General features: G+C 36.5%; 21 protein-coding genes. 15 read left to right on the top strand and 6 right to left on the bottom strand.

Features of this window, described 5'->3' with window-relative positions; translation table 11 throughout:
- Window positions 1-31: 31 nt before the first annotated feature.
- Complete coding sequence (locus MHH96_RS11765) at window positions 32-913, top strand: CvfB family protein (RefSeq protein WP_047942505.1); 882 nt, start codon at window positions 32-34, stop codon at window positions 911-913.
- Window positions 914-1,171: 258 nt separating this feature from the next.
- Here MHH96_RS11765 and MHH96_RS11770 read toward each other — a convergent pair whose 3' ends face one another.
- Window positions 1,172-1,303 carry a DUF3941 domain-containing protein gene (locus tag MHH96_RS11770; RefSeq protein ID WP_082138337.1) on the bottom strand — a complete coding sequence of 44 codons (132 nt, stop codon included), beginning with the start codon at window positions 1,301-1,303 and terminating at the stop codon, window positions 1,172-1,174.
- Between the two features lie 90 nt (window positions 1,304-1,393).
- Window positions 1,394-2,254, bottom strand: a complete 861-nt coding sequence (locus MHH96_RS11775; RefSeq protein WP_047942504.1) for a DegV family protein — start codon at window positions 2,252-2,254, stop codon at window positions 1,394-1,396.
- A 207-nt stretch (window positions 2,255-2,461) separates the two neighbouring features.
- Here MHH96_RS11775 and MHH96_RS11780 point away from each other — a divergent pair, with 207 nt between their 5' ends.
- Window positions 2,462-3,286, top strand: coding sequence for a YitT family protein (locus MHH96_RS11780; RefSeq protein ID WP_047942503.1), 825 nt, complete (start codon window positions 2,462-2,464; stop codon window positions 3,284-3,286).
- A 13-nt stretch (window positions 3,287-3,299) separates the two neighbouring features.
- On the top strand, window positions 3,300-3,662 hold the full coding sequence (locus MHH96_RS11785) for a hypothetical protein (RefSeq protein ID WP_095258822.1): 363 nt from the start codon (window positions 3,300-3,302) through the stop codon (window positions 3,660-3,662).
- Between the two features lie 129 nt (window positions 3,663-3,791).
- Here MHH96_RS11785 and MHH96_RS11790 read toward each other — a convergent pair whose 3' ends face one another.
- The 3 genes from MHH96_RS11790 to MHH96_RS11800 form a co-directional block, all read right to left on the bottom strand.
- A complete protein-coding gene (locus MHH96_RS11790) occupies window positions 3,792-3,977 on the bottom strand; it encodes a DUF3813 domain-containing protein (protein WP_047942502.1) in 186 nt (61 codons plus the stop codon).
- Window positions 3,978-4,130 (bottom strand): hypothetical protein, encoded by a 153-nt coding sequence (locus MHH96_RS11795; RefSeq protein ID WP_162837581.1) that lies wholly within the window; start codon window positions 4,128-4,130, stop codon window positions 3,978-3,980.
- Between the two features lie 136 nt (window positions 4,131-4,266).
- Window positions 4,267-5,085: a Cof-type HAD-IIB family hydrolase gene (locus MHH96_RS11800; protein ID WP_047942500.1), complete on the bottom strand. Its 819-nt coding sequence runs from the start codon at window positions 5,083-5,085 to the stop codon at window positions 4,267-4,269.
- Between the two features lie 321 nt (window positions 5,086-5,406).
- Here MHH96_RS11800 and MHH96_RS11805 point away from each other — a divergent pair, with 321 nt between their 5' ends.
- The 4 genes from MHH96_RS11805 (at window position 5,407) to MHH96_RS11820 (ending at window position 9,128) form a co-directional block, all read left to right on the top strand.
- Window positions 5,407-6,195, top strand: coding sequence for an alpha/beta fold hydrolase (locus tag MHH96_RS11805; RefSeq protein ID WP_341117376.1), 789 nt, complete (start codon window positions 5,407-5,409; stop codon window positions 6,193-6,195).
- Between the two features lie 120 nt (window positions 6,196-6,315).
- Window positions 6,316-6,624 carry a metal-sulfur cluster assembly factor gene (locus tag MHH96_RS11810; protein ID WP_047942498.1) on the top strand — a complete coding sequence of 103 codons (309 nt, stop codon included), beginning with the start codon at window positions 6,316-6,318 and terminating at the stop codon, window positions 6,622-6,624.
- Window positions 6,625-6,757: 133 nt separating this feature from the next.
- Window positions 6,758-7,759 (top strand): GTP 3',8-cyclase MoaA, encoded by a 1,002-nt coding sequence (moaA, locus tag MHH96_RS11815; RefSeq protein WP_341117377.1) that lies wholly within the window; start codon window positions 6,758-6,760, stop codon window positions 7,757-7,759.
- A 103-nt stretch (window positions 7,760-7,862) separates the two neighbouring features.
- Window positions 7,863-9,128, top strand: a complete 1,266-nt coding sequence (locus MHH96_RS11820; RefSeq protein ID WP_341117379.1) for a molybdopterin molybdotransferase MoeA — start codon at window positions 7,863-7,865, stop codon at window positions 9,126-9,128.
- 54 nt (window positions 9,129-9,182) lie between these two features.
- Here the strand turns inward: MHH96_RS11820 and MHH96_RS11825 are convergent, their stop codons facing one another.
- Window positions 9,183-10,868 carry an L-lactate permease gene (locus tag MHH96_RS11825; RefSeq protein ID WP_095258827.1) on the bottom strand — a complete coding sequence of 562 codons (1,686 nt, stop codon included), beginning with the start codon at window positions 10,866-10,868 and terminating at the stop codon, window positions 9,183-9,185.
- A gap of 254 nt (window positions 10,869-11,122) precedes the next feature.
- Here MHH96_RS11825 and MHH96_RS11830 point away from each other — a divergent pair, with 254 nt between their 5' ends.
- From MHH96_RS11830 to MHH96_RS11865, 8 genes are all read left to right on the top strand, one after another.
- Window positions 11,123-11,851, top strand: a complete 729-nt coding sequence (locus MHH96_RS11830; protein ID WP_047942493.1) for a FadR/GntR family transcriptional regulator — start codon at window positions 11,123-11,125, stop codon at window positions 11,849-11,851.
- A gap of 434 nt (window positions 11,852-12,285) precedes the next feature.
- Entirely contained in the window at window positions 12,286-13,005 is a 720-nt protein-coding gene (locus MHH96_RS11835) for a (Fe-S)-binding protein (RefSeq protein WP_341117381.1), read from the top strand.
- Window positions 13,006-13,023: 18 nt separating this feature from the next.
- Window positions 13,024-14,451: a LutB/LldF family L-lactate oxidation iron-sulfur protein gene (locus MHH96_RS11840; protein WP_047942489.1), complete on the top strand. Its 1,428-nt coding sequence runs from the start codon at window positions 13,024-13,026 to the stop codon at window positions 14,449-14,451.
- Entirely contained in the window at window positions 14,451-15,167 is a 717-nt protein-coding gene (locus MHH96_RS11845; RefSeq protein ID WP_095258829.1) for a LutC/YkgG family protein, read from the top strand. Before MHH96_RS11840 ends, MHH96_RS11845 begins: the two co-directional genes overlap by 1 nt.
- Window positions 15,168-15,717: 550 nt before the next feature.
- Entirely contained in the window at window positions 15,718-16,752 is a 1,035-nt protein-coding gene (gene argC, locus MHH96_RS11850; protein ID WP_341117382.1) for an N-acetyl-gamma-glutamyl-phosphate reductase, read from the top strand.
- Window positions 16,753-16,773: 21 nt separating this feature from the next.
- Window positions 16,774-18,000, top strand: a complete 1,227-nt coding sequence (argJ, locus tag MHH96_RS11855; protein ID WP_141232317.1) for a bifunctional ornithine acetyltransferase/N-acetylglutamate synthase — start codon at window positions 16,774-16,776, stop codon at window positions 17,998-18,000.
- A gap of 11 nt (window positions 18,001-18,011) precedes the next feature.
- Window positions 18,012-18,785, top strand: coding sequence for an acetylglutamate kinase (gene argB / locus MHH96_RS11860; RefSeq protein WP_144581032.1), 774 nt, complete (start codon window positions 18,012-18,014; stop codon window positions 18,783-18,785).
- Window positions 18,782-19,939 carry an acetylornithine transaminase gene (locus MHH96_RS11865; RefSeq protein WP_144581031.1) on the top strand — a complete coding sequence of 386 codons (1,158 nt, stop codon included), beginning with the start codon at window positions 18,782-18,784 and terminating at the stop codon, window positions 19,937-19,939. Before argB ends, MHH96_RS11865 begins: the two co-directional genes overlap by 4 nt.
- Window positions 19,940-19,946: the final 7 nt, after the last annotated feature.

Consider the following 19,946-nt stretch of genomic DNA (forward strand, 5'->3'; position numbering starts at 1 on the left):
AAAATAGACAAGAATTTAAGGAGGAAACTAAATGTCGTTAAGAGATTATATGGGGCGTGTAGAAATATTAACAGTGGCTAGGATTGCATCTTTTGGGTATTTTTTGACAATTGAAGAGGAAGACGAGGATGTGCTTTTACACTTTAGTGAAACTGATCAGAAATTTGAAGAAGGTGATGAAGTCCGCGTTTTTATTTACAGTGATTCACAGGGAAGAGCTTGCTCAAGTACCTTTATTCCATCTATTGCGGTTGGTAAATACGACTGGGTGAAAGTAACAGACCGCAAAGAAGGAATTGGCTGTTTCTTTGATATTGGGTTGAAAAAGGACATGCTGTTAGGAGAAGATGATTTACCAGTACATGAAGAGGTATGGCCAGAAGTGGGCGATATGCTTTATATAACATTAAAGGTAAATAAGAATAACTATTTATATGTAAAACCAGCAACAGATCCTGTTATTGAAGAGATGGCAGCAAAAGCAACAAGAGAAGATTTTAATAAAAATATTCATGGGTACATTTATCGAACAGCAAAAGTAGGAAGCTGGATTTATACAGCAGAAGGCTATAAAGGATTTATCCATGAATCTGAGCGAGGCAAGGAACCAAGATTAGGGGAAAAAGTAAATGGGCGCATCATAGATGTTAAGCTTGATGGAACAGTAAATGTATCGTTATTGCCAAGAAAAGAAGAAGCGCTTGATAAAGATTCCCAACTAATTTTGGATTATTTAATAACTCGAAAAGGCGCAATGCCTTATGGAGACAAGAGTATGCCAGAGGATATAAAGGAACGCTTTAATTTAAGCAAAGGTTCGTTTAAACGAGCACTTGGGAGACTAATGAAAGAAAATAAAGTATACCAAGAAGAAGGCTGGACATATTTAAAGGAAGATAATCAAAAAAATTAAAATGTAGGTTAAATAGGGGATTTCAAAGTGGTTATAGCTTTGGGATGCCCTTTTTCTTTAGAAAAGATCTAGGAATTCAGGAGGTGCTCGTCTTAGAGCCTGTTTCGACAGTAGAAGAAGTCAAAAGGGAACAAAAAACTAATTTCCATCACTTTACAGAAGATAGAGATATACAAAAACTGAACTAGAGTCTCAATCAAAAAGAACTGCCTTAAAATCTGGCAGCTCTTTTTTCGTATTCATCTAGCAACCATCTTCTTACAGATGGTCTGTCTTTTTACTATATTGATGTTTGCCTTTTTTGCGGTTTTTTTCACGCATCATGTTCTTTTCATGACGCAATGCATTATTGTCTTTTGCCTTTTTATCATTATCAGAAGTATGTGGCATAAAAAAATACTCCTTTCAACGTCAGCTTTTGTTCAGTTAGAACATTGTTAGTATGAGTGAAAGAAGTAAATTTTATACTTTTTACCGTGCTTATTCAGGTAGCTTATTTAAGAAGAAAATAGCGATTGTTCCAGCACCAGTGTGCGAGCCTACAGATGCACCGATAGAGGAAATGAATACTTCTTTTGGCTGGAATTTTTCCATAATCATTTCTTTTACTTCCGCAGCTGTTGCTTCATCATCTGCGTGACTGATCGCGAACACTTGTTGATCCAGCTTATCTCCTCGTTCTGCTATTAGGTCAATCATTCTGCGCAGGAGTTTCTTTTTGCCGCGAATTTTTTCAAGAGGAACCAATTTCCCGTCTTCAACATGTAATAAAGGTTTTATATTTAGTAATCCACCAAGGAACGCAGAGGCCTTCGAAACACGTCCGCCTTTTGCTAAATATTCTAGATCTTCGACAGTAAATAAGTGCTCCATATGCTCGCATATGAATTGGAGTCGTGGTATAATTTCACTTACGTCTTTACCTTGATCGCGGAGTTTCACTGCTTCTTGAACAACTAAACCAGCACCTAATGATGCACATTTGCTATCAATGATGGTTAAAGCAAAGTCGGGATATTCCTCCTTTACTTGTTCTGAAATCATTACTGCTGTTTGGTATGTTCCAGATAATTGCGAAGAAAAAGCAATATAAATACCTTTTTCTTTATTTTGAGCCAATGTTGTAAAAACATCTTTAAATAAAGCTGGCGACACTTGTGATGTTTTTGGAACTTGTCCACTGCGTATGGCATTATAAACAGTGGCTGGTTCAATCGTTTTTAAATCCTCGTATTCTTTACCGTCTAAGTTAACCTTTAGCGGTAATAGTGTAACCTCGTTCTTCTCATAATAGGATAGAGGTAAATCACTCGCACTATCTGCTAGGATTTTAAAAGTCATATTCATTCCACTTCTTTCTTTTTTTTATAAAAACATATGGTTATTGGAGTACGGTTATGATAAATAACGATAATCTCTTTGAAAATGCCTTGTTTTTTGAAAACAAGGCATACTTATTTGTAGTTTATAAAACTTTTAGAGAAAAAACAATTGAATAGTTAAAGTAAAAATAGTAAAAATTACTATATATCGTATTGGAGGACACTTATGTATTGGTTATTAACAAAAAAATTAATCGTTGTTATCTTTGGGGCACTATTAAATGCGATTGCTATGAATTTTTTCTTGATACCTGCTGATGTATATGCCAGTGGTTTTGCGGGAGTGGCTCAGCTTATATCCAAAATAACGCCTATTTCTACAGGGGTTTTACTATTTATCCTTAATGTTCCAATCGCAATAGTTGGTTGGATTAAAGTCGGAAAATCATTTACCTTTTTTAGTTTTTTAAGTGTTGCTTTTATGTCTTTGTTTATGGAAATCATTCCGGAAACAAGCTATTCTCATGATATTTTGTTAAATGCAGTTTTTGGCGGTGTCATTGCGGCTGTGGGGGTTGGATTAACGTTAAAGTGGGGGGCCTCAACGGGTGGCATGGACATCATCGCCATGATTCTTTCACGTATGCAGGATAAGCCTGTCGGTACGTATTTCTTTATTCTAAATGGAGCTATTATTATCACAGCTGGTGCTATGTTCGGATGGGAAAAAGCGTTATATACGCTTGTGAATCTATATGCAGCAACCAAAGTGATTGATACGATACATACAGCCCATCAAAAATTAACGGTGATGATTATTACGAAGAAAACAGCTGAGCTAAAAGTAGCAATCCATGAAAAATTAGTAAGAGGAATTACGATTTTGCCAGCAAGAGGAGCATTTTCCAATGAGCCAAAGGAAATGCTAATGATTGTCGTGACTCGTTATGAGTTATTTGATATCGAACGGATCATTAAAGAAGTGGATCCACAAGCATTTACAAATGTTGTGCAAACAACAGCCGTACTCGGTTTCTTTAGAAAAGCTTAAAGGAGGAACTATATTGAAAAAAGCGACTGTCGTATTCTTATGCATGTTAATTAGCAGCTTCCTGCCGTTTCTAACCATAACAGCAGCAGCAAACTCAGGGAAAGAGCAAGTCAAGATAGAAGATGTAACTGTTAGTGGTACAAAAGGGAATTATCTTGTGAAAGGAAAAGCAATTACGACAGGGACTATTTTTTATTCTGTCGAAGATGGTCACAATGAATTCATCGCAAACCAGAAATTACAAGTTAGTAATAAGCAATTCTCGCTGAAAATTCATTTAGAGGAAAAAGATTTACCGACGAATGGAACAATCATTTTATTTTTTTCTGAAGAAGGAAAAGAGCCATATTCCGTAGTGTTAGAAACATTTTCGTAAGGGGAATAAAAACAAATGGTACTCCGGTTTATACTTTCCGTAATAAAAAGCAGCCCATAAAAGGCCCTTCTCCCAAGCATTTGCTTTTCTAGCGCTTATGGAGGCTTCCTTCTTGGACTGCATTTTTTATTAGTGTGTCTGAATTTGCTCTAGCTCTTTTTGTAATGCAGCTAATTGGTGTTGTTCGGCTGTTGTGGTATTTGCGTAAGCAGAGCTTATCGCATTCTTTGCTTTATCCACTAAGCCATCATTCCCATTCCCATATTTAGCTGCCTCAACTGCTTGTCTGGCTTCTTGAAAAAGTCTATTTCCCATTTATTCTAATCCTCCATGAGACTGTCTTTCATTTGACATTTTATAGCTCTCGGCTTCAGCATATGTCATATGATAAGGGATACGTTCGGAATGCTTGGATACAGAATCTACTCCTTGTTGTACGAAGCGTTTCGATTTATTTCGTTTTCCCATTGAATGATCCCCTCCGAGTGTTAGAGTATAATTGGAAAGACAAAAGAAGCATTGATTTTCCCGGAAACAGTAGTGACCGTTTCGCTTATAGTATGGACGATATTTTAGTCTTTAAAGACGGTAATGATAACCAGCTTTAGAGAACACGAAGATTTAAAACTTCGTTTAAATATACAGCAATTCCGTCTTCTTCATTGGATAAAGTAACATCCTTAGCAAGGGTCTTTAGTTCCTCAATCGCATTTCCCATAGCGACACCTTTTCCAGCATACTCAATCATTTCAAAATCATTGTCTTCATCACCGAATGCGATAATATTTCTTTGTGGGATTTGATAGTAATCAGAAACTTTTTGTAAGCCAATCGCTTTATTTATTCCTAACTTAACAATTTCGATCACATGAAAGGGATCTGCCCAACGGCGATGTTCAATTAGATCGGCATGAACCTCAGATAAATGCTTGCGAATGGCTGCAACATGTTCTTCCTCCGCATGAATAAGGATAGAAGTAGGTGCTGCTTCTAAAAATTCCAATAAATTTCCGACAGTTACTTTGGGATTTCCTAATGAAAAAATGTCAATCAATTTCTCATCATGATAATGATAATAAACCTCATCCATTACTTCCGCAATAATATTGTGAAAAGAGTAATCATTGCATGCAGCGACAATATCTCTTGCTGTTTGTATATCAAGGGGAGAATGATAAAAGCCCCATTTGGTATCCTTAGGATGATGAATAAAAGCTCCATTAAAGTTAACGATAGGAGTATGTAAATTTAATTCATGATAGATCGCTTCACTTGCGCGGAAGGGTCTCCCTGTTGCAATCATTACTTCATGACCATCCTCCATTGCTTTTTGGATAACTTTTTTGGTAAGAGGAGAAATGGTTTTATCGTCTTTTAATAACGTTCCGTCAAGGTCTAAGGCAATTAGATGTTTTTCTGTCATAGTGTCTCCTTTAGTGTCAATTATAGTAATTTTATTTTAGCTTTAAGGGGCGTAATTTTCGATAAAAAAGCCACTTCATGTTACACTTACTTATACATATAAAATATTATTACACTTTATTCGTTAATTCTACTTTCACTTATGTTAAGTTATGTAAAATCAATGATAGAGATAAATTTCCTTTCTATTCTTTACGCTTATGGCTTGATTAGAGGGAAATAACTGTCCTTAAAGTCCGATTGGTTTCACAAATCATCAAAGAGGAAGTTATACTTTATTTTACATGAATCATTTATTTTTTCCAAAAAGGAGGGGCGAGCGATGATTTTGGTTGAAAAATTACATATAGAGGAAATACCTGTACTGCATATTGTAAAAAAAGACCACTATGATCAAAAACGACCATATATTCAATTTACCCATGGCTTCACTAGTGCAAAGGAACACAATCTTCATTTTGCTTATCATTTAGCAGAGAAGGGATTTCGTGTTGTATTGCCTGATTGTTTGTATCATGGAGAGCGAGACCAAGGATTATCAGCGATGGAATTAAACATGCATTTTTGGAATATCGTGATGAAAACGATTGAGGAAATAGAAGTGATAAAAGATTATTTCAGCGACAAAGAGCTAATCGATAATCAATATATTGGGATCGTAGGAACAAGTATGGGGGGAATCGTTACATTAGGTGCATTAAGAAAGTATCCTTGGATTAATACGGCAGTAAGCTTAATGGGAATGCCATATTATGAGAAATTTGCCCATTATACCATTTCAGAAGTGAAGAAAAGGGGCTATGAGCTGCCGCTAAGTGATCATGAAATAGAAGATTTAATTAAACAGTTAGAGGAATTGGACCTAAGTAAGGCACCAGAAAAATTACAAAAACGTCCTCTTATGTTCTGGCATGGCAAAAAAGATGAAGTTGTACCTTATGCTTATTCCCACCAATTTTATGAGCATATAAAACCTTTATATAAAGATGCGCCAGATCGCCTAACATATCTTTCTGAAGATAATACTGGCCATAAAGTAAGCAGAAGAGCCATGCTGAAAACGGTGGAATGGTTTGAGAAACATTTAGCAGAAGGATTAATTAAAGCGTGATTCAAATCCTTTTTTCAAATCATAATTATTTGTTATAGTGTAACTATAAAGATAAAGCTTCCTTTTTTAGAAGATATTTAAATACGTTTTACCATAAATAAAAATAAGGGGTGCCTTTGAATGAATGAAGAATTAAAAGACAGTATAATGGGTGCACTAGAGCTTGTTATCGATCCAGAGCTTGGAATTGATATTGTAAACTTAGGATTAGTTTATGACTTAGAGCTGAATGAAGATGGATTATTGGTTGTAACCATGACGCTAACAGCAATGGGATGTCCACTTGCAGGCGTTATTGTGGATCAAGTAAAAGCAGCTTTAACAGATATTCCAGAAGTTAAAGACACAGAAGTAAATATCGTTTGGTCTCCAGCTTGGACAAAAGATAGAATGTCCAGATATGCAAAAATTGCCTTAGGTGTACGATAAACAGGGAGTGAAGAAGAAGGGAAACCTTCTTTTTTTCTTTGTTTTTAATATACTGTATATTATGAAAAATGGTATGATAAAAATATAAAAGTGGAATTTTGGTGAATGTATAGGAAAAGGAAGTGAGAATGATATGAAGGATCTTTTAAATCGTCCATTGAGAGATTTGCGCATTAGTGTGATTGACCGCTGCAATTTAAGGTGTCAATACTGCATGCCGAAAGAAATATTTGGTCCAGATTATCCCTTTCTTCCTCCAAGTGAATTATTAACTTATGATGAGATAGAAAGAATTGCCAAGATATTTGTAGAATTGGGAGTCGAGAAGATTCGCTTAACTGGTGGAGAACCATTGTTACGTAAGGATTTGCCAGTGCTAGTTGACAGGCTTATTCGACTGGAAGGTCTAGAGGATATTGCATTGACAACAAATGGGATCTTTCTTCCTAAATATGCCCATGATTTAAAGGAGGCTGGTCTTAAGCGCGTAAATATTAGTTTAGATAGTATAAATGATGAATTGTTTGGTCAGATGAATGGGCGCAATGTAGGAGCTGCTACCGTAAAAAAAGGGATAGAGGCAGCCCAGAATGCTGGCTTAGGTATAAAAATCAATATGGTAATCAAAAAAGGAATGAACGATTCTGAAATAATTCCAATGGCAACCTACTGTAAAGAAAATGAGCTAGAACTTCGGTTTATTGAATATATGGATGTTGGCAGTACTAACGGATGGAAAATGAAAGATGTTATTACCAAAAAAGAAATATATGCGAAATTACAAGAGGCTTTTGAATTGGAGCCTGTAGAGGCTGATTATTTTGGGGAAGTAGCTAAAAAGTATAAATATAAGGATGCAAATGTGCTGGTCGGCTTCATTACCTCCGTTTCCGAATCGTTTTGCTCTAGCTGTACAAGAGCGCGGCTCTCTGCAAATGGCCAACTATATACCTGTCTTTTTAATGGGAATGGCCATAATATTCGTGATTTTCTTAGAGAAGGAGCAGATGATTCAGCTTTAGAAGGCTTTATAAAAAACATTTGGGAACAAAGAAGGGATCGTTATTCCGATGAAAGAACGGAAGAAACAGTAAAACAGCGAAAAAAAGTCGAAATGTCTTATATAGGCGGATAGAATGCCGCAGATTAAATGACAAAATGAACAGAAGAGATTTGGAGGAATGGTGGAAGGATATACATCATTCTTTTTGGTTCATGGAAATAAGGAGTGAAAGTCGATGACAGTGGAAAATAGAGTTCCTATCCTAATAGAAGAGGCAATAAGCAGAGTGATGGAACACAAGAGAGAAGGAGAAAAGGAATATGTTTCAATCTATCATTGCAATGGCCGTTATTTAAGTGAAGATATAAAAGCAATACATGATGTGCCTAAATTTAATCGTTCCAGCTATGATGGATTTGCATTACGAGCAAAGGATACAAATGGAGCATCATATGAAATGCCTGTTGAGTTTGAAATAATTGATGAAATTGGTGCTGGGCAAGTTTCGACCAAAAAAATAGGTGAGTACCAAGCAATCAGGATTATGACAGGAGCCATGTTACCACGTGATGCCGATGCAGTAGTCATGCTTGAGAAGACGGTAGAGCGGAAAAAAAATCGCCAAACATATATAAAAATAGATCATATGTTACATAAAGGAGAAAATATCTCTTTTCAAGGAGAGGATGTAAAAAAGGGGGAAGTCTTATTAAAAAAAGGAACTAAAATCAATCCAGGAGTAGTGGCGGTTTTAGCAACATTTGGTATAGAACAAGTTCCAGTTGCCAAAAAACCAACTATAGGTTTATTTGCAACTGGAACGGAATTATTGGAAGTGCATGAGGAACTGGAGGAAGGAAAAATAAGGAACAGCAATGCCTATATGATACTAGCACAAATTGAACGAGCAGGAGCGGTTCCTCGCTATTTCGGCAAGTTGCCAGATGTCATGGAAATAAGTTTTGAAGCTATTCGCCAAAAAATAGATTCGGTTGATATGTTGATAACAACAGGTGGTGTTTCAGTTGGCGATTATGATTTATTGCCAGAAATTTACCGTAAGCTTGGAGCAGAAGTTCTTTTTAATAAAATTGCAATGAGGCCTGGCAGTGTCACTACGGTAGCGAATTTAAATGGTAAATTATTATTTGGACTTTCAGGGAACCCATCTGCTTGCTATGTTGGTTTTGAGTTATTTACAAATCCGATCATAAAAAGCCTTTTATTTATAGAAAACCCGCGCTTACCTATTGTGGACGCGGTATTAAAAGAGAATTTCTCAGATGCCAATTCCTTTACTCGACTTATTAGAAGTAAGGTATCTATTGTAAATGGAAAGATAGAAACTCGGACTAGCGGTATGGACAAATCAAATATTGTTAGTAGTTTGGCATCTGCCAATGGGCTTACAATTTTGCCAGGAGGGGAATCTGGATACAAATGTGGGGATATAGTAAAGGTAATACTGTTGGAAGAGGTTCAGAATCAATTATTATTGTAGATTGGAAAAAGAAGAGCATTTTCATCTAAAAGACTGCTCTTCTTTTTAATTTTTTTAAGGGATCATCCAAGAAAGTACATTGTGTTGCAGGAAAGTAATGAGACATACTATTAATAGTAGGAATACACTATGTTTTAAGGTAAAGCGTAGTAGCTCGGATTCTTTACCAGCAAGACCAACAGCTGCACAAGCTACAGCGATAGATTGTGGAGATATCATTTTTCCTGTAACTCCTCCACTTGAGTTAGCTGCAATAGCAAGGACAGGATCCATACCAACAGACAATGAAGTTACTTTTTGCAGATTTCCAAACATTAAGTTGGCAGATGTATCAGAACCAGTAATAAATACACCAAGCCAACCCAATACGGGAGAAAAGAATGGAAATAAAGCTCCTGTCTTAGCTAAGGTCATTCCAAGTGTTGTCGACATACCAGAGGCATTTGTTACATAGGCAAAACCGACTACAGACGAAATGGTTAAAATTGGAAATTTTAACTCGTGAAGGGTTTCCTTTGCTGTAGCATACACATCTTTCCAAGAAAGGCGGGCAATATATTTTGTTACAATACAAGAAAATAAAATGGCAGTTCCGGCAGCTCCTAACACTTCTAATTTGAAAATAGCTGCAACTGCTTCACCAGTGTCATTTATAATTTTATTGTTAAGTAATGGAACTTCTGGAAGAAAAGTCAATCGTTCCCCCAACCCATTAATACCTTTTAAAATAAAATTTGTCCCTTCATAATGGCCAGTTAGTGCATTTTTTATAACAGGTATCCCCCAAAGGGAAATGAAAGCAGTTAATACTAAAAAAGGAGACCATGCATGAAAAATCTGACCAGGAGAGTATGTAGGATCTGGAGCTTTTTTTATCTCAGCTGAAGCGGCTGTTTCTATTTCACCTTTAAATCGGAAAATTGTTTTTGGTTTCCAGAATTTTAGTAAAATAACTAATGCAAATAAGGAAACTAACGCAGATAAAATATCAGGCAATTCAGGTCCGAGGAAGTTAGATGATAAATATTGTGTAAGTGCAAATGATATACCTGATACTAAAATAGCGGGAAGTACTTCCCATACACGTTTAAAACCCGCCATAATAATTACAAGATAAAACGGAATGAATACGGAAATAAAAGGCAATTGTCGACCAACCATTTTAGATATTTCAAAAGCCGGAATACCAGTTGGTCCCTCAACAGCAGTAATTGGGATACCTATCGCTCCGAATGCAACAGGTGCCGTGTTAGCTAATAAACAGATGCCTGCAGCATATAATGGATTAAAGCCTAATCCAGCTAAAAGAGCAGCAGAAATAGCAACAGGTGCTCCAAAGCCAGCAGCGCCTTCTAAAAATGCCCCAAATGAGAAAGCTACAAGCAATGCTTGAAGTCTACGATCCTCTGTAATTGACAAAATAAAATTTCGTATGATAGAAAATTGTCCGCTTTTCACTGTTAATTTATATAAAAGCACTGACGTGACAATAATCCAGCCAATAGGTAATAAGCCATAAACAATGCCTTGGCTCGCAGACATAATACTCATTCCAACAGGCATGTTGAAAGCGGTTACGGAAAGGAGTAAAGCAAGAAGCAGGGTTGTAATTCCAGCCATATGTCCCTTCATGCGTTTGATGGCAAGTGCCCAAAAAAAATATAAGATTGGAATTACGGCAACTATCGCGGATAATGCTAAATTGTCGCCAACAGCGGTGAAGTCTTGAGTAAACGTCATTATTTCAGCCTCCTTAATTTTCTACTTACGATTTCTTTCTAATGAATGTTTGATCTAAATTATCAGATGAAGTAATCGTTATCATAAATAAATTGTAAAATATTAGGTCATCTGATGACTCGATGAACCTATTATAAAATGAGATTTTTTAAAAAACAACATAAAATTGACAATATTATGTCTTTTTTTATGCAAAATGTAACTTTTAGCAGTATAATAACAATAAAAAGGATGAACGCGTTGGAGGTAGAACGATGGAATTTAAGCAGATCCGCCCAAAAAAAATTTATGAAGAAATTGCAGAAGCCTTGCATGAAGGAATTCGCTCAGGAGCTTTAAAGCCTGGAGAAAAGTTGGCATCTGTACAGCAGCTTGCCGAAAACTTCCAAGTAAGCCGTTCAGCCGTTAGGGAAGCACTTTCCGCATTAAAAGCTAAAGGTTTAATTGAAATGAAGCAAGGGGAAGGTACTTATGTGAAAAGGTTTGAAGCCGATCAAATTTCTTTTTCTTTTCCTACAGCAATTTTGATGAAGGAAAAAGATCTAAATCACCTCCTTGAAGTAAGAAGGATTATGGAGGTAGGTGCTGCAGCTGCAGCAGCGAATAAACGTACAAACGAAGATTTGCAAAAAATGAAACAGGCGCTAGAAGAAATGAAACAGGCAAATGGAGTAGAAGAATTAGGTGAAAAGTCAGATTTAAACTTCCATTTAGGCGTAGCAGCAGCTTCACAAAATCCTTTGCTGGTAAATTTATTGCTCAACGTTTCGGATATTATGCAGGAAGCAATGAAAGAAACAAGACGTTTATGGCTGTTTTCTAAACAAACAACAACGGAACGACTTTATGAGGAACATCTTACTATTTATGAGTCTATTTTAGAAAGAAACGCGGAAAAAGCGAGTGAGGCGATGCTTTATCATTTACAAAAGGTAGAAGCAGTGCTTCAAAAGTATTTTGCTGAAAAAGAACAGAAGGTATGATCCGCTATTGGAAAATTGATATTTGCATTTTTTATTCTTGCAAATTTTAGCGACAACGTCTATATTAATGAAAACGCTTCATGGAAATATTTATTTAAAATTACTGTAATGAGGATGGAACATAAAATATATAGGATTTGGTTTAAACCGCTGTTTATTTAGACATACATAATCTCAAATGTCTCACTAATCCCAGCTGAGTATGCTTGTGTTCTGGTTGTTCTAACCTTCCAACTAATTCATTTTTCTAAAATCTACTAATTTTTGGGAAGTAGTCTAAATAAGCAAAATCAATAGGGGGGGAAGTATGTAACTCTTTTTATCTATTTATCGTGAGTCAGTCTTATTGTAAACAAGTCATCTGATGACCTGTTCATAGGAATATAAACATCAAATGGATAGTACATTTATTCTTAAAAAGGGGGATATTTAGGATGAAAGTGACATTATTTGCTACATGTCTAGTTGATATGTTTCAAAGTGATGTGGGGAAAGCAACGGTTGAATTGTTAGAAAGACTGGGATGTGAAATCGATTTTCCTACGGCACAAATATGTTGTGGGCAGCCATCTTATAATAGTGGGTATGTAAAGGAAACAAAGGAAGTGATGAAAACAATGATGAAATCCTTCCAAGATGCAGAGTATATTGTCTGCCCCTCTGGTTCTTGTGCCTATATGTTCCATGAGTATCAGCATATTTTTAAAGGGGATCCAGTATGGGAGCCGATTGCAAAAGAACTTGCCGCTAAAACTTTTGAACTAACACAGTTTATTGTAGATGTCTTAAAAGTAGAAGATGTAGGTGCAACTTTCAAGGGGAAGGTTACCTACCATACATCCTGTCATATGACGAGATTACTAGGGGTTAAAGAGGCTCCTATTAAGCTATTAAAAAATGTGAGAGGAGTAGAGTATACGGAATTACCATTAAAGGAAAATTGCTGTGGTTTTGGAGGAACTTTTTCTGTGAAAATGGGGCAAATATCTGAGCAGATGGTGGACGAAAAAGTAGCCTGTGTAGAATCAACGAATGCCGAGTATGTAGTTAGTGCAGATGCAGGCTGCTTGATGAATATTGGGGGAAGAATTGATCGAAAGGGTAAACCAATTAAAGCATTACATATAGCAGAAATTTTAAATAGTCGAGCATAACAGAGGGGATGATAAGCTATGTCGATGAAAACAAGTTCACAAAAATTTAAAGATAGAGTGTCGACAGAACTAGAAAATGACTTTATGCGTGGGGCTGTCTCCAAAGCACAGCAAACGATTCAAACGAGAAAAAATAATGTGACAGAGGCGATGGGAAACTGGGAGGAATGGCGTTCGCACGGGGAAGAAATTCGCCAGCATGTTTTAGAAAATCTGGATTATTATTTATATGAATTAAGCGAACAGGTGGCAAAACGTGGCGGTCATGTCTATTTTGCAAAAACTGCAGCAGAGGCAAGTGCCTATATTGAACAAGTGGCAATAGATAAAAACGTGAAAAAAGTAGTTAAAGCAAAGTCCATGGTAACAGAGGAAATTTCGTTAAATCAAAAGTTAGAAGAGGCAGGGTGTGAAGTAATTGAAACCGATTTAGGGGAATATATTCTGCAAGTAGATGACCATGATCCTCCATCTCATATTGTTGTTCCGGCATTGCATAAAAATAAAGAACAAATCCGGGATGTATTCACAAAAAAATTAAACTATACAAATACAGAAAAACCAGAAGAATTAGCATGGCATGCAAGACAAGTACTTCGAAATGAATATTTAACTGCAGATATGGGAATTACAGGCTGCAATTTTGCTGTAGCAGAAACAGGTTCGATTACACTCGTAACAAATGAAGGTAATGCCGATTTAGTTGCAGCTCTTCCAAAAACACAAGTTGTCGTAATGGGAATGGAGCGCATTGTTCCTACTTTTAATGAAATGGAAGTATTAGTGGGAATGTTGACAAGAAGTGCCGTTGGCCAAAAGCTTACAAGTTATGTAACAACATTAACGGGTCCAAAAGAAGCTGGGGATGTGGACGGACCAGAGGACTTTCATCTAGTGATTGTAGATAATGGACGTTCAGATATTTTAGGTGGAGAGTTTCAATCTGTTCTCCAATGTATTCGCTGTGCAGCCTGTGTAAATGTTTGCCCTGTATATAGACAGGTTGGTGGACATTCCTATGGCTCTATTTACTCTGGACCAATTGGAGCAGTACTTTCTCCACTGTTAGGCGGATACGAAGAATATAAAGAGCTTCCCTATGCTTCTACTCTTTGTGCGGCATGTACAGATGCATGCCCAGTTAAAATTCCGCTTCATGAGCTGCTCCATAAGCATCGACAAGTAATTGTGGAAAAGGAAGGGAAAGCCCCCATTTCTGAAAAAATGATATTCAAAGCATTTGGCATCGGTGCTTCTTCGCCAAAGCTGTATAATATAGGCTCGAAAATAGCACCAGCTGTGACGAAACCATTAGTAAAAGGAGACAAAATTACAAAAGGGATCGGAATGTTAAAAGAATGGACAGATATTCGTGATCTTCCTGCCCCAAATAAAGAGAGATTTCGTGATTGGTTCAAGAATCGAGAGAAGGGGGAAGGACAATAATGACAGGAACAATTCACAATAGAGATGCTTTTCTTGAAACCATTGCCTCGAGATTAGGCAGACAAAGAAAAACAAAACTTGAAAGGCCGAAATGGAATTATTACCCACAAGAAGAAGTGCTTAAAGATGCGACAAAGGATGAGTTAGTTGAAGTATTAAAATCCCAATGCACACTTATTCATACAGATTTAGTCATTACTTCACAAAAGGAATTGAAGCATACACTTCATCATTTAATAAAAGAGTTTGGCGGAGGAGAGGTTGTTACTTGGAAGGATCCACGTTATCAGCAATATGGATTAGAATCACTATTTAAAGAGAAACTGCCAGATGAAAATATCGATGTATTTGAATGGGATGCCTCTTTAGGAAAAGAAAATATTTCCAAAGCAGAACAGGCGAATATAGGGATTACCATAAGTGAACTTACGTTAGCGGAATCAGGTACAGTTGTTGTGTATAGTGGAAAAGATCGTGGCAGAACAGTCAGTTTTTTACCTATAAATAGTATTGTAATCGTTCCAAAAAGTACAATTGTGCCAAGAATGACTCAAGCAGCAAAAGTTTTACGGGAAAAAGTACAAAACGGAGAAGTACTCCCGTCTTGTATTAATTATATTACAGGGCCAAGTAACTCGGCAGATATTGAAATGGATTTAGTGGTTGGTGTCCATGGCCCTGTAAAAGCTGCCTATATTGTGGTAGAAGATCTATAGATAAGCATTTTGTGAAAATTTCTGACACCACGAGATAAAACCCTCATATGATGATGTTGTTAAATGAATTTCTATTGACGTAATTTTAGGAAGAAAATGAGAGATGAATTTTTGATTAGCATGTTTTTTATAAAGTTTGCTGTTTAGTGCTAGCAGTCTGAATACACTTTCCTTTCGGTAGTCACTCGAGTATTTTCGAAGACTAGAATGTCTCTAAAAGCTTACATAGGAGTCTAAGTGTATTTTGGCTGCTTTGTTTTTGATAAATTGCTTTATAAAATGGCATGTATGCAAGCTAAAAAAATTTGCAATTCCTGATGTTAATATTTTTGTCTAATTCAAATCCGCTTTGTTTCTTAATTATTCTTCACCAATCATGGAAAATATTATCCCCATATACCTTATTAATTATCAGAAAAATAAGAAAACTATCACTTTTATGAAAAAGTGTTGATTTTATATGCAGTAGTTTTTATAATAAGAGAATCTTAGATTAATAAATATAAATAAAAATGATTAAATATACATTTATAGTCGAAAGGAGGAAGTTATGAAAGTATCTATAATCGGTACAACAGGATATGGTGGTGCAGAATTAATCAGAATTTTGCATAGTCATCCTTCATTCACAATTAAGTCTGTACATACAACAAGAGATGAAGTCCCAGTATGGAATGAATATCCTCATTTATTTAATATAATGGAAAACAAACTAGAACCAATTAATCCAGAAAAAATAGCAAAAGAATGCGATATTGTTTTTTTTGCTACTCCTACAGGTGTATCTGGAAAGCTGGTTCAAGAATTCGCAGATAAAGAGATTCAAATGGTTGATTTATCTGGAGATCTTCGCTTAAGGAATACAGACGATTATCAGAAATGGTATAAAAAGGAGCCTGTTTCCATAGACCTTATTAATAGCTTTGTTTATGGGCTTTCTGAATGGAATAAAGAAAACATTGCTGCCAGTACGAGAATATCTAATCCGGGATGTTATCCGACTGCTACGCTCTTAGGATTAGCACCCCTAGTAAAAGAAAACATGATATTGCCAAATAGTATTATAGTGGATGCTAAATCTGGTATTTCTGGAGCGGGAAGGAGTCCTTCAAGGGCTAATATGCATGCTGAGATGAGCGAAAATTTAAGAATTTATAAAGTGAATGAACATCAGCATATTCCAGAAATAGAGCAGCAGTTAGCTGATTGGAATTCTGAGTCGAAAGCTATTACTTTTTCTACCCATCTTTTGCCGGCAAGCAGAGGAATAATGGCAACTATATATGCTACTTTAAGTAAAAGTGTCACAAATGAGCAAATCCATGGTTTATATACAGAAATTTATACAAACAGTCCTTTTGTACGAGTGAGACCACTTCATACCTATCCTTCGATAAAAGAAGTTACAGGCTCTAATTTTTGTGATATTGGAATAAATGTGGATGAACGGACTGGCAGGATAACGATTGTATCGGTTATTGATAATTTAATGAAAGGGGCTGCGGGTCAGGCCGTTCAAAACGCAAATATTATGAATGGCTATGAGGAAACAGCTGGTTTGCAGTTTCTGCCGCTTTACCCATAAGGAGGAGCCGACGTGCAGATTATGAATAATATTCAATCCCATATAGAAGAAATAAAGGATGGGAGTATAGTAACACCAATTGGCTATAAAGCTGCAGGTGTTCATGCTGGACTACGGTACAACAAGAAAGATATTGGCGCAATAGTAAGTGCCGTTCCAGCAAATTGTGCCGCTGTATACACAGCAAGTCACTTTCAAGCTGCACCATTAAAAGTAACGCAGGAATCTATTGCCAAAGAAAAACGAATTCAAGCAATTGTCGTAAATAGTGCTTGTGCAAATGCCTGTACAGGAGAAAAAGGCTTAAAGGATGCCTACGAAATGAGAAAAATTATGGCAACTTATCTTCAAATAAAGGAAGAATATGTGGCAGTTTCTTCAACAGGTGTAATTGGTGAATATCTGCAAATGGATAAAATAAAAGAAGGAATTAATCAATTAATCTTTCATTCCACTCCACAAAATGCAGAAGCATTTCAAGAAGCCATTTTGACAACTGATACAGTAATGAAAAAATGCTGCTTTTCTGCAACTATTGCGGGGGTAACTGTTACGATGGGAGGAACAGCAAAGGGATCTGGTATGATTCATCCTAATATGGCAACAATGCTTGGATTTATTACGACAGATGCAGCCATCCCATCGGAAGTTCTTCAAGCTGCGTTAAGTAAGGTGATTCCTACTACCTTTAATCAAATTACAGTAGACGGAGATACTTCTACAAATGATACAGTCCTTGTACTGGCAAATGGCATGGCAAAAAACGAACCTCTTACCGAAGAACATCCTGATTATCCGGTCTTTTTGGAGCTTTTATCTACAACATGTGAGAGTCTGGCTAAACAGATTGCTAAAGATGGTGAAGGGGCAACAAAGCTAATTGAAGTAAGGGTTTCAGGAAGCAATAATGACGAAGAAGCACGCGTTATTGCTAAACAAATAGTAGGATCTAATTTAGTGAAAACTGCAATTTATGGATCAGATGCTAACTGGGGAAGAATTATCACCGCTATCGGTCAAACAAAAACAGCCGTTAATCCATCAAGAGTAGACATAGCGATTGGCGATATCCTTATGCTTAAGGAAAGTGAACCACAGTCGTTTTCAGAACAAACGGCAATCGAGTATTTAAACCAAGATTTTATTCAGATATTTGTAGATTTGCATAATGGCAAAGGCGAAGGAAAAGCCTGGGGCTGCGATTTATCTTATGATTATGTCAAGATAAATGCCAGCTACAGAACTTGAGGTGATACCTAGTGAAAACCATTGTTATAAAATGTGGCGGAAGTGTAATCGATCAACTAACTTCAGAATTTTTTACTAGTTTAAAAAGGTTAAAGAATAAAGGCTATCAACTAGTTTTCGTCCATGGAGGCGGTCCCGATATCAATGAAATGCTTGATTATTTTCAAGTGAAAGCTGCCTTTCATAATGGACTCCGTAAAACGACGAAAGAGGCGTTAGAAATAGTCGAGATGGTCCTGTCAGGCAAAACAAACCGTAAGCTTGTTCAGTTATTAAGAGAACATGACTTGAATGGGATTGGCCTTAATGGAACAGATAATAATTGCATAAAAGCTTCTCTTATTGATGAAGAAAAGCTTGGACTCGTCGGGGAGGTATCCGAAGTTAATATCAGGTTGATTTCCTCCCTTTTAGAGGAAAATTTGATTCCCGTCCTAACACCATTAGGGATTACAGAAGACGGAAGAAAATTAAATATTAATGCAGATTATGTAGCATCAGCAGTTGCGAAGTATTTACATGCCGAACAATGCCTTTTTGTAACAGATGTAGCAGGAATTTTAATAGATGGAGAACTTCAAGCAAGAATGGCACAAGAGGAAATCACTCATTTCATCAACACTGGACAGATCAATGGGGGCATGATTCCGAAGGTTACCTCTGCTATCGCAGCACTGGAGAGTGGATTAAATAGTGTTATGATTATATCAGGAAAAAAACAGTTTTTTGATGGCGAAGAATTAATCGGAACAAAAATTGTTGTGAAAGAAGGGATTGTAGAATGAGTCATTTATTCCCAACCTACTCAAAGTGGGAAATAGAGCCAGAATCTGCGCAGGGGAGTTATTTGTATAGTAAGAATGGTGGCGTTTATTTAGATTTTACTTCAGGAATAGGGGTATGCAATTTAGGACATTGCCATCCAGAAGTAAAAGCTGCTGTTGAGCAACAATTAAATAAATTTTGGCATGTTTCCAATCTTTTTCCATTAGCTGTGCAGGAAAAGGCAGCAGAAATATTAACGAATGCATCTGGATTGGATCTTGTTTTCTTTGCGAATAGTGGGGCAGAGGCAAATGAGGCAGCCATTAAACTGGCAAGAAAAGCAACGGGAAAAACAAAAATTCTTACTTTTAAGCAATCCTTTCATGGAAGAACCTTTGCAACAATGTCAGCAACTGGACAGGATAAAATAAAGCAAGGCTATGGGCCGATGCTGGAGACATTTGAGTATGTTCCATTTAACGATTTAAATGCATTAAAAGAACAATTAACAGAAGACGTAGCTGCCGTGATGCTTGAAGTAGTGCAAGGAGAAGGCGGTATATATGTAGCTTCTCAAGAATTTTTACAAGGTGTTGAAGCACTTTGCAAAGAAAAGGGTGTCTTGCTGCTAATTGATGAAATTCAAACAGGAATGGGCAGAACAGGAAAAGCATTTGCCTTTCAACACTTTGGTATTAAACCAGATATTATTAGTGTGGCAAAAGGAATGGCAAATGGAATTCCAACAGGAGCTATTGTGGCAGATGGAAAGCTAAAGGAATTCTTTGGTCCAGGCAGCCATGGTACCACATTTGGAGGAAATCCTTTAGCGATGGCAGCAGCTATTAAAACAATGGAAATAATCTTTGAACCAGCTTTCTTAGAAGCAGTCGAGAAAAAAAGTGAATGGGTATTTAGCCTTTTAAAAGAAAAATTAGCCGGAAATCAACATGTAAAGGACATTCGAGGTTTAGGATTGATGATTGGAATTGAATTGGATATACCCGTTGCTTCTATATTAGGAGAATTAAGAAAAGAAGGCTTAATCGTTTTAAATGCTGGGGAAAAGGTTATACGTTTATTGCCAAGTCTTAATACTTCACCGGAAGATTTTATTAAGGGAATGGAAATAATGCAAAAAAGTTTAAATATTCATGCAAAAGTAACAATCTAATGTGTAT

The sequence above is a fragment of the Niallia sp. FSL K6-0212 genome (assembly GCF_038007605.1).
GTDB classification, from domain to species: Bacteria; Bacillota; Bacilli; order Bacillales; family Cytobacillaceae; genus Niallia; species Niallia circulans.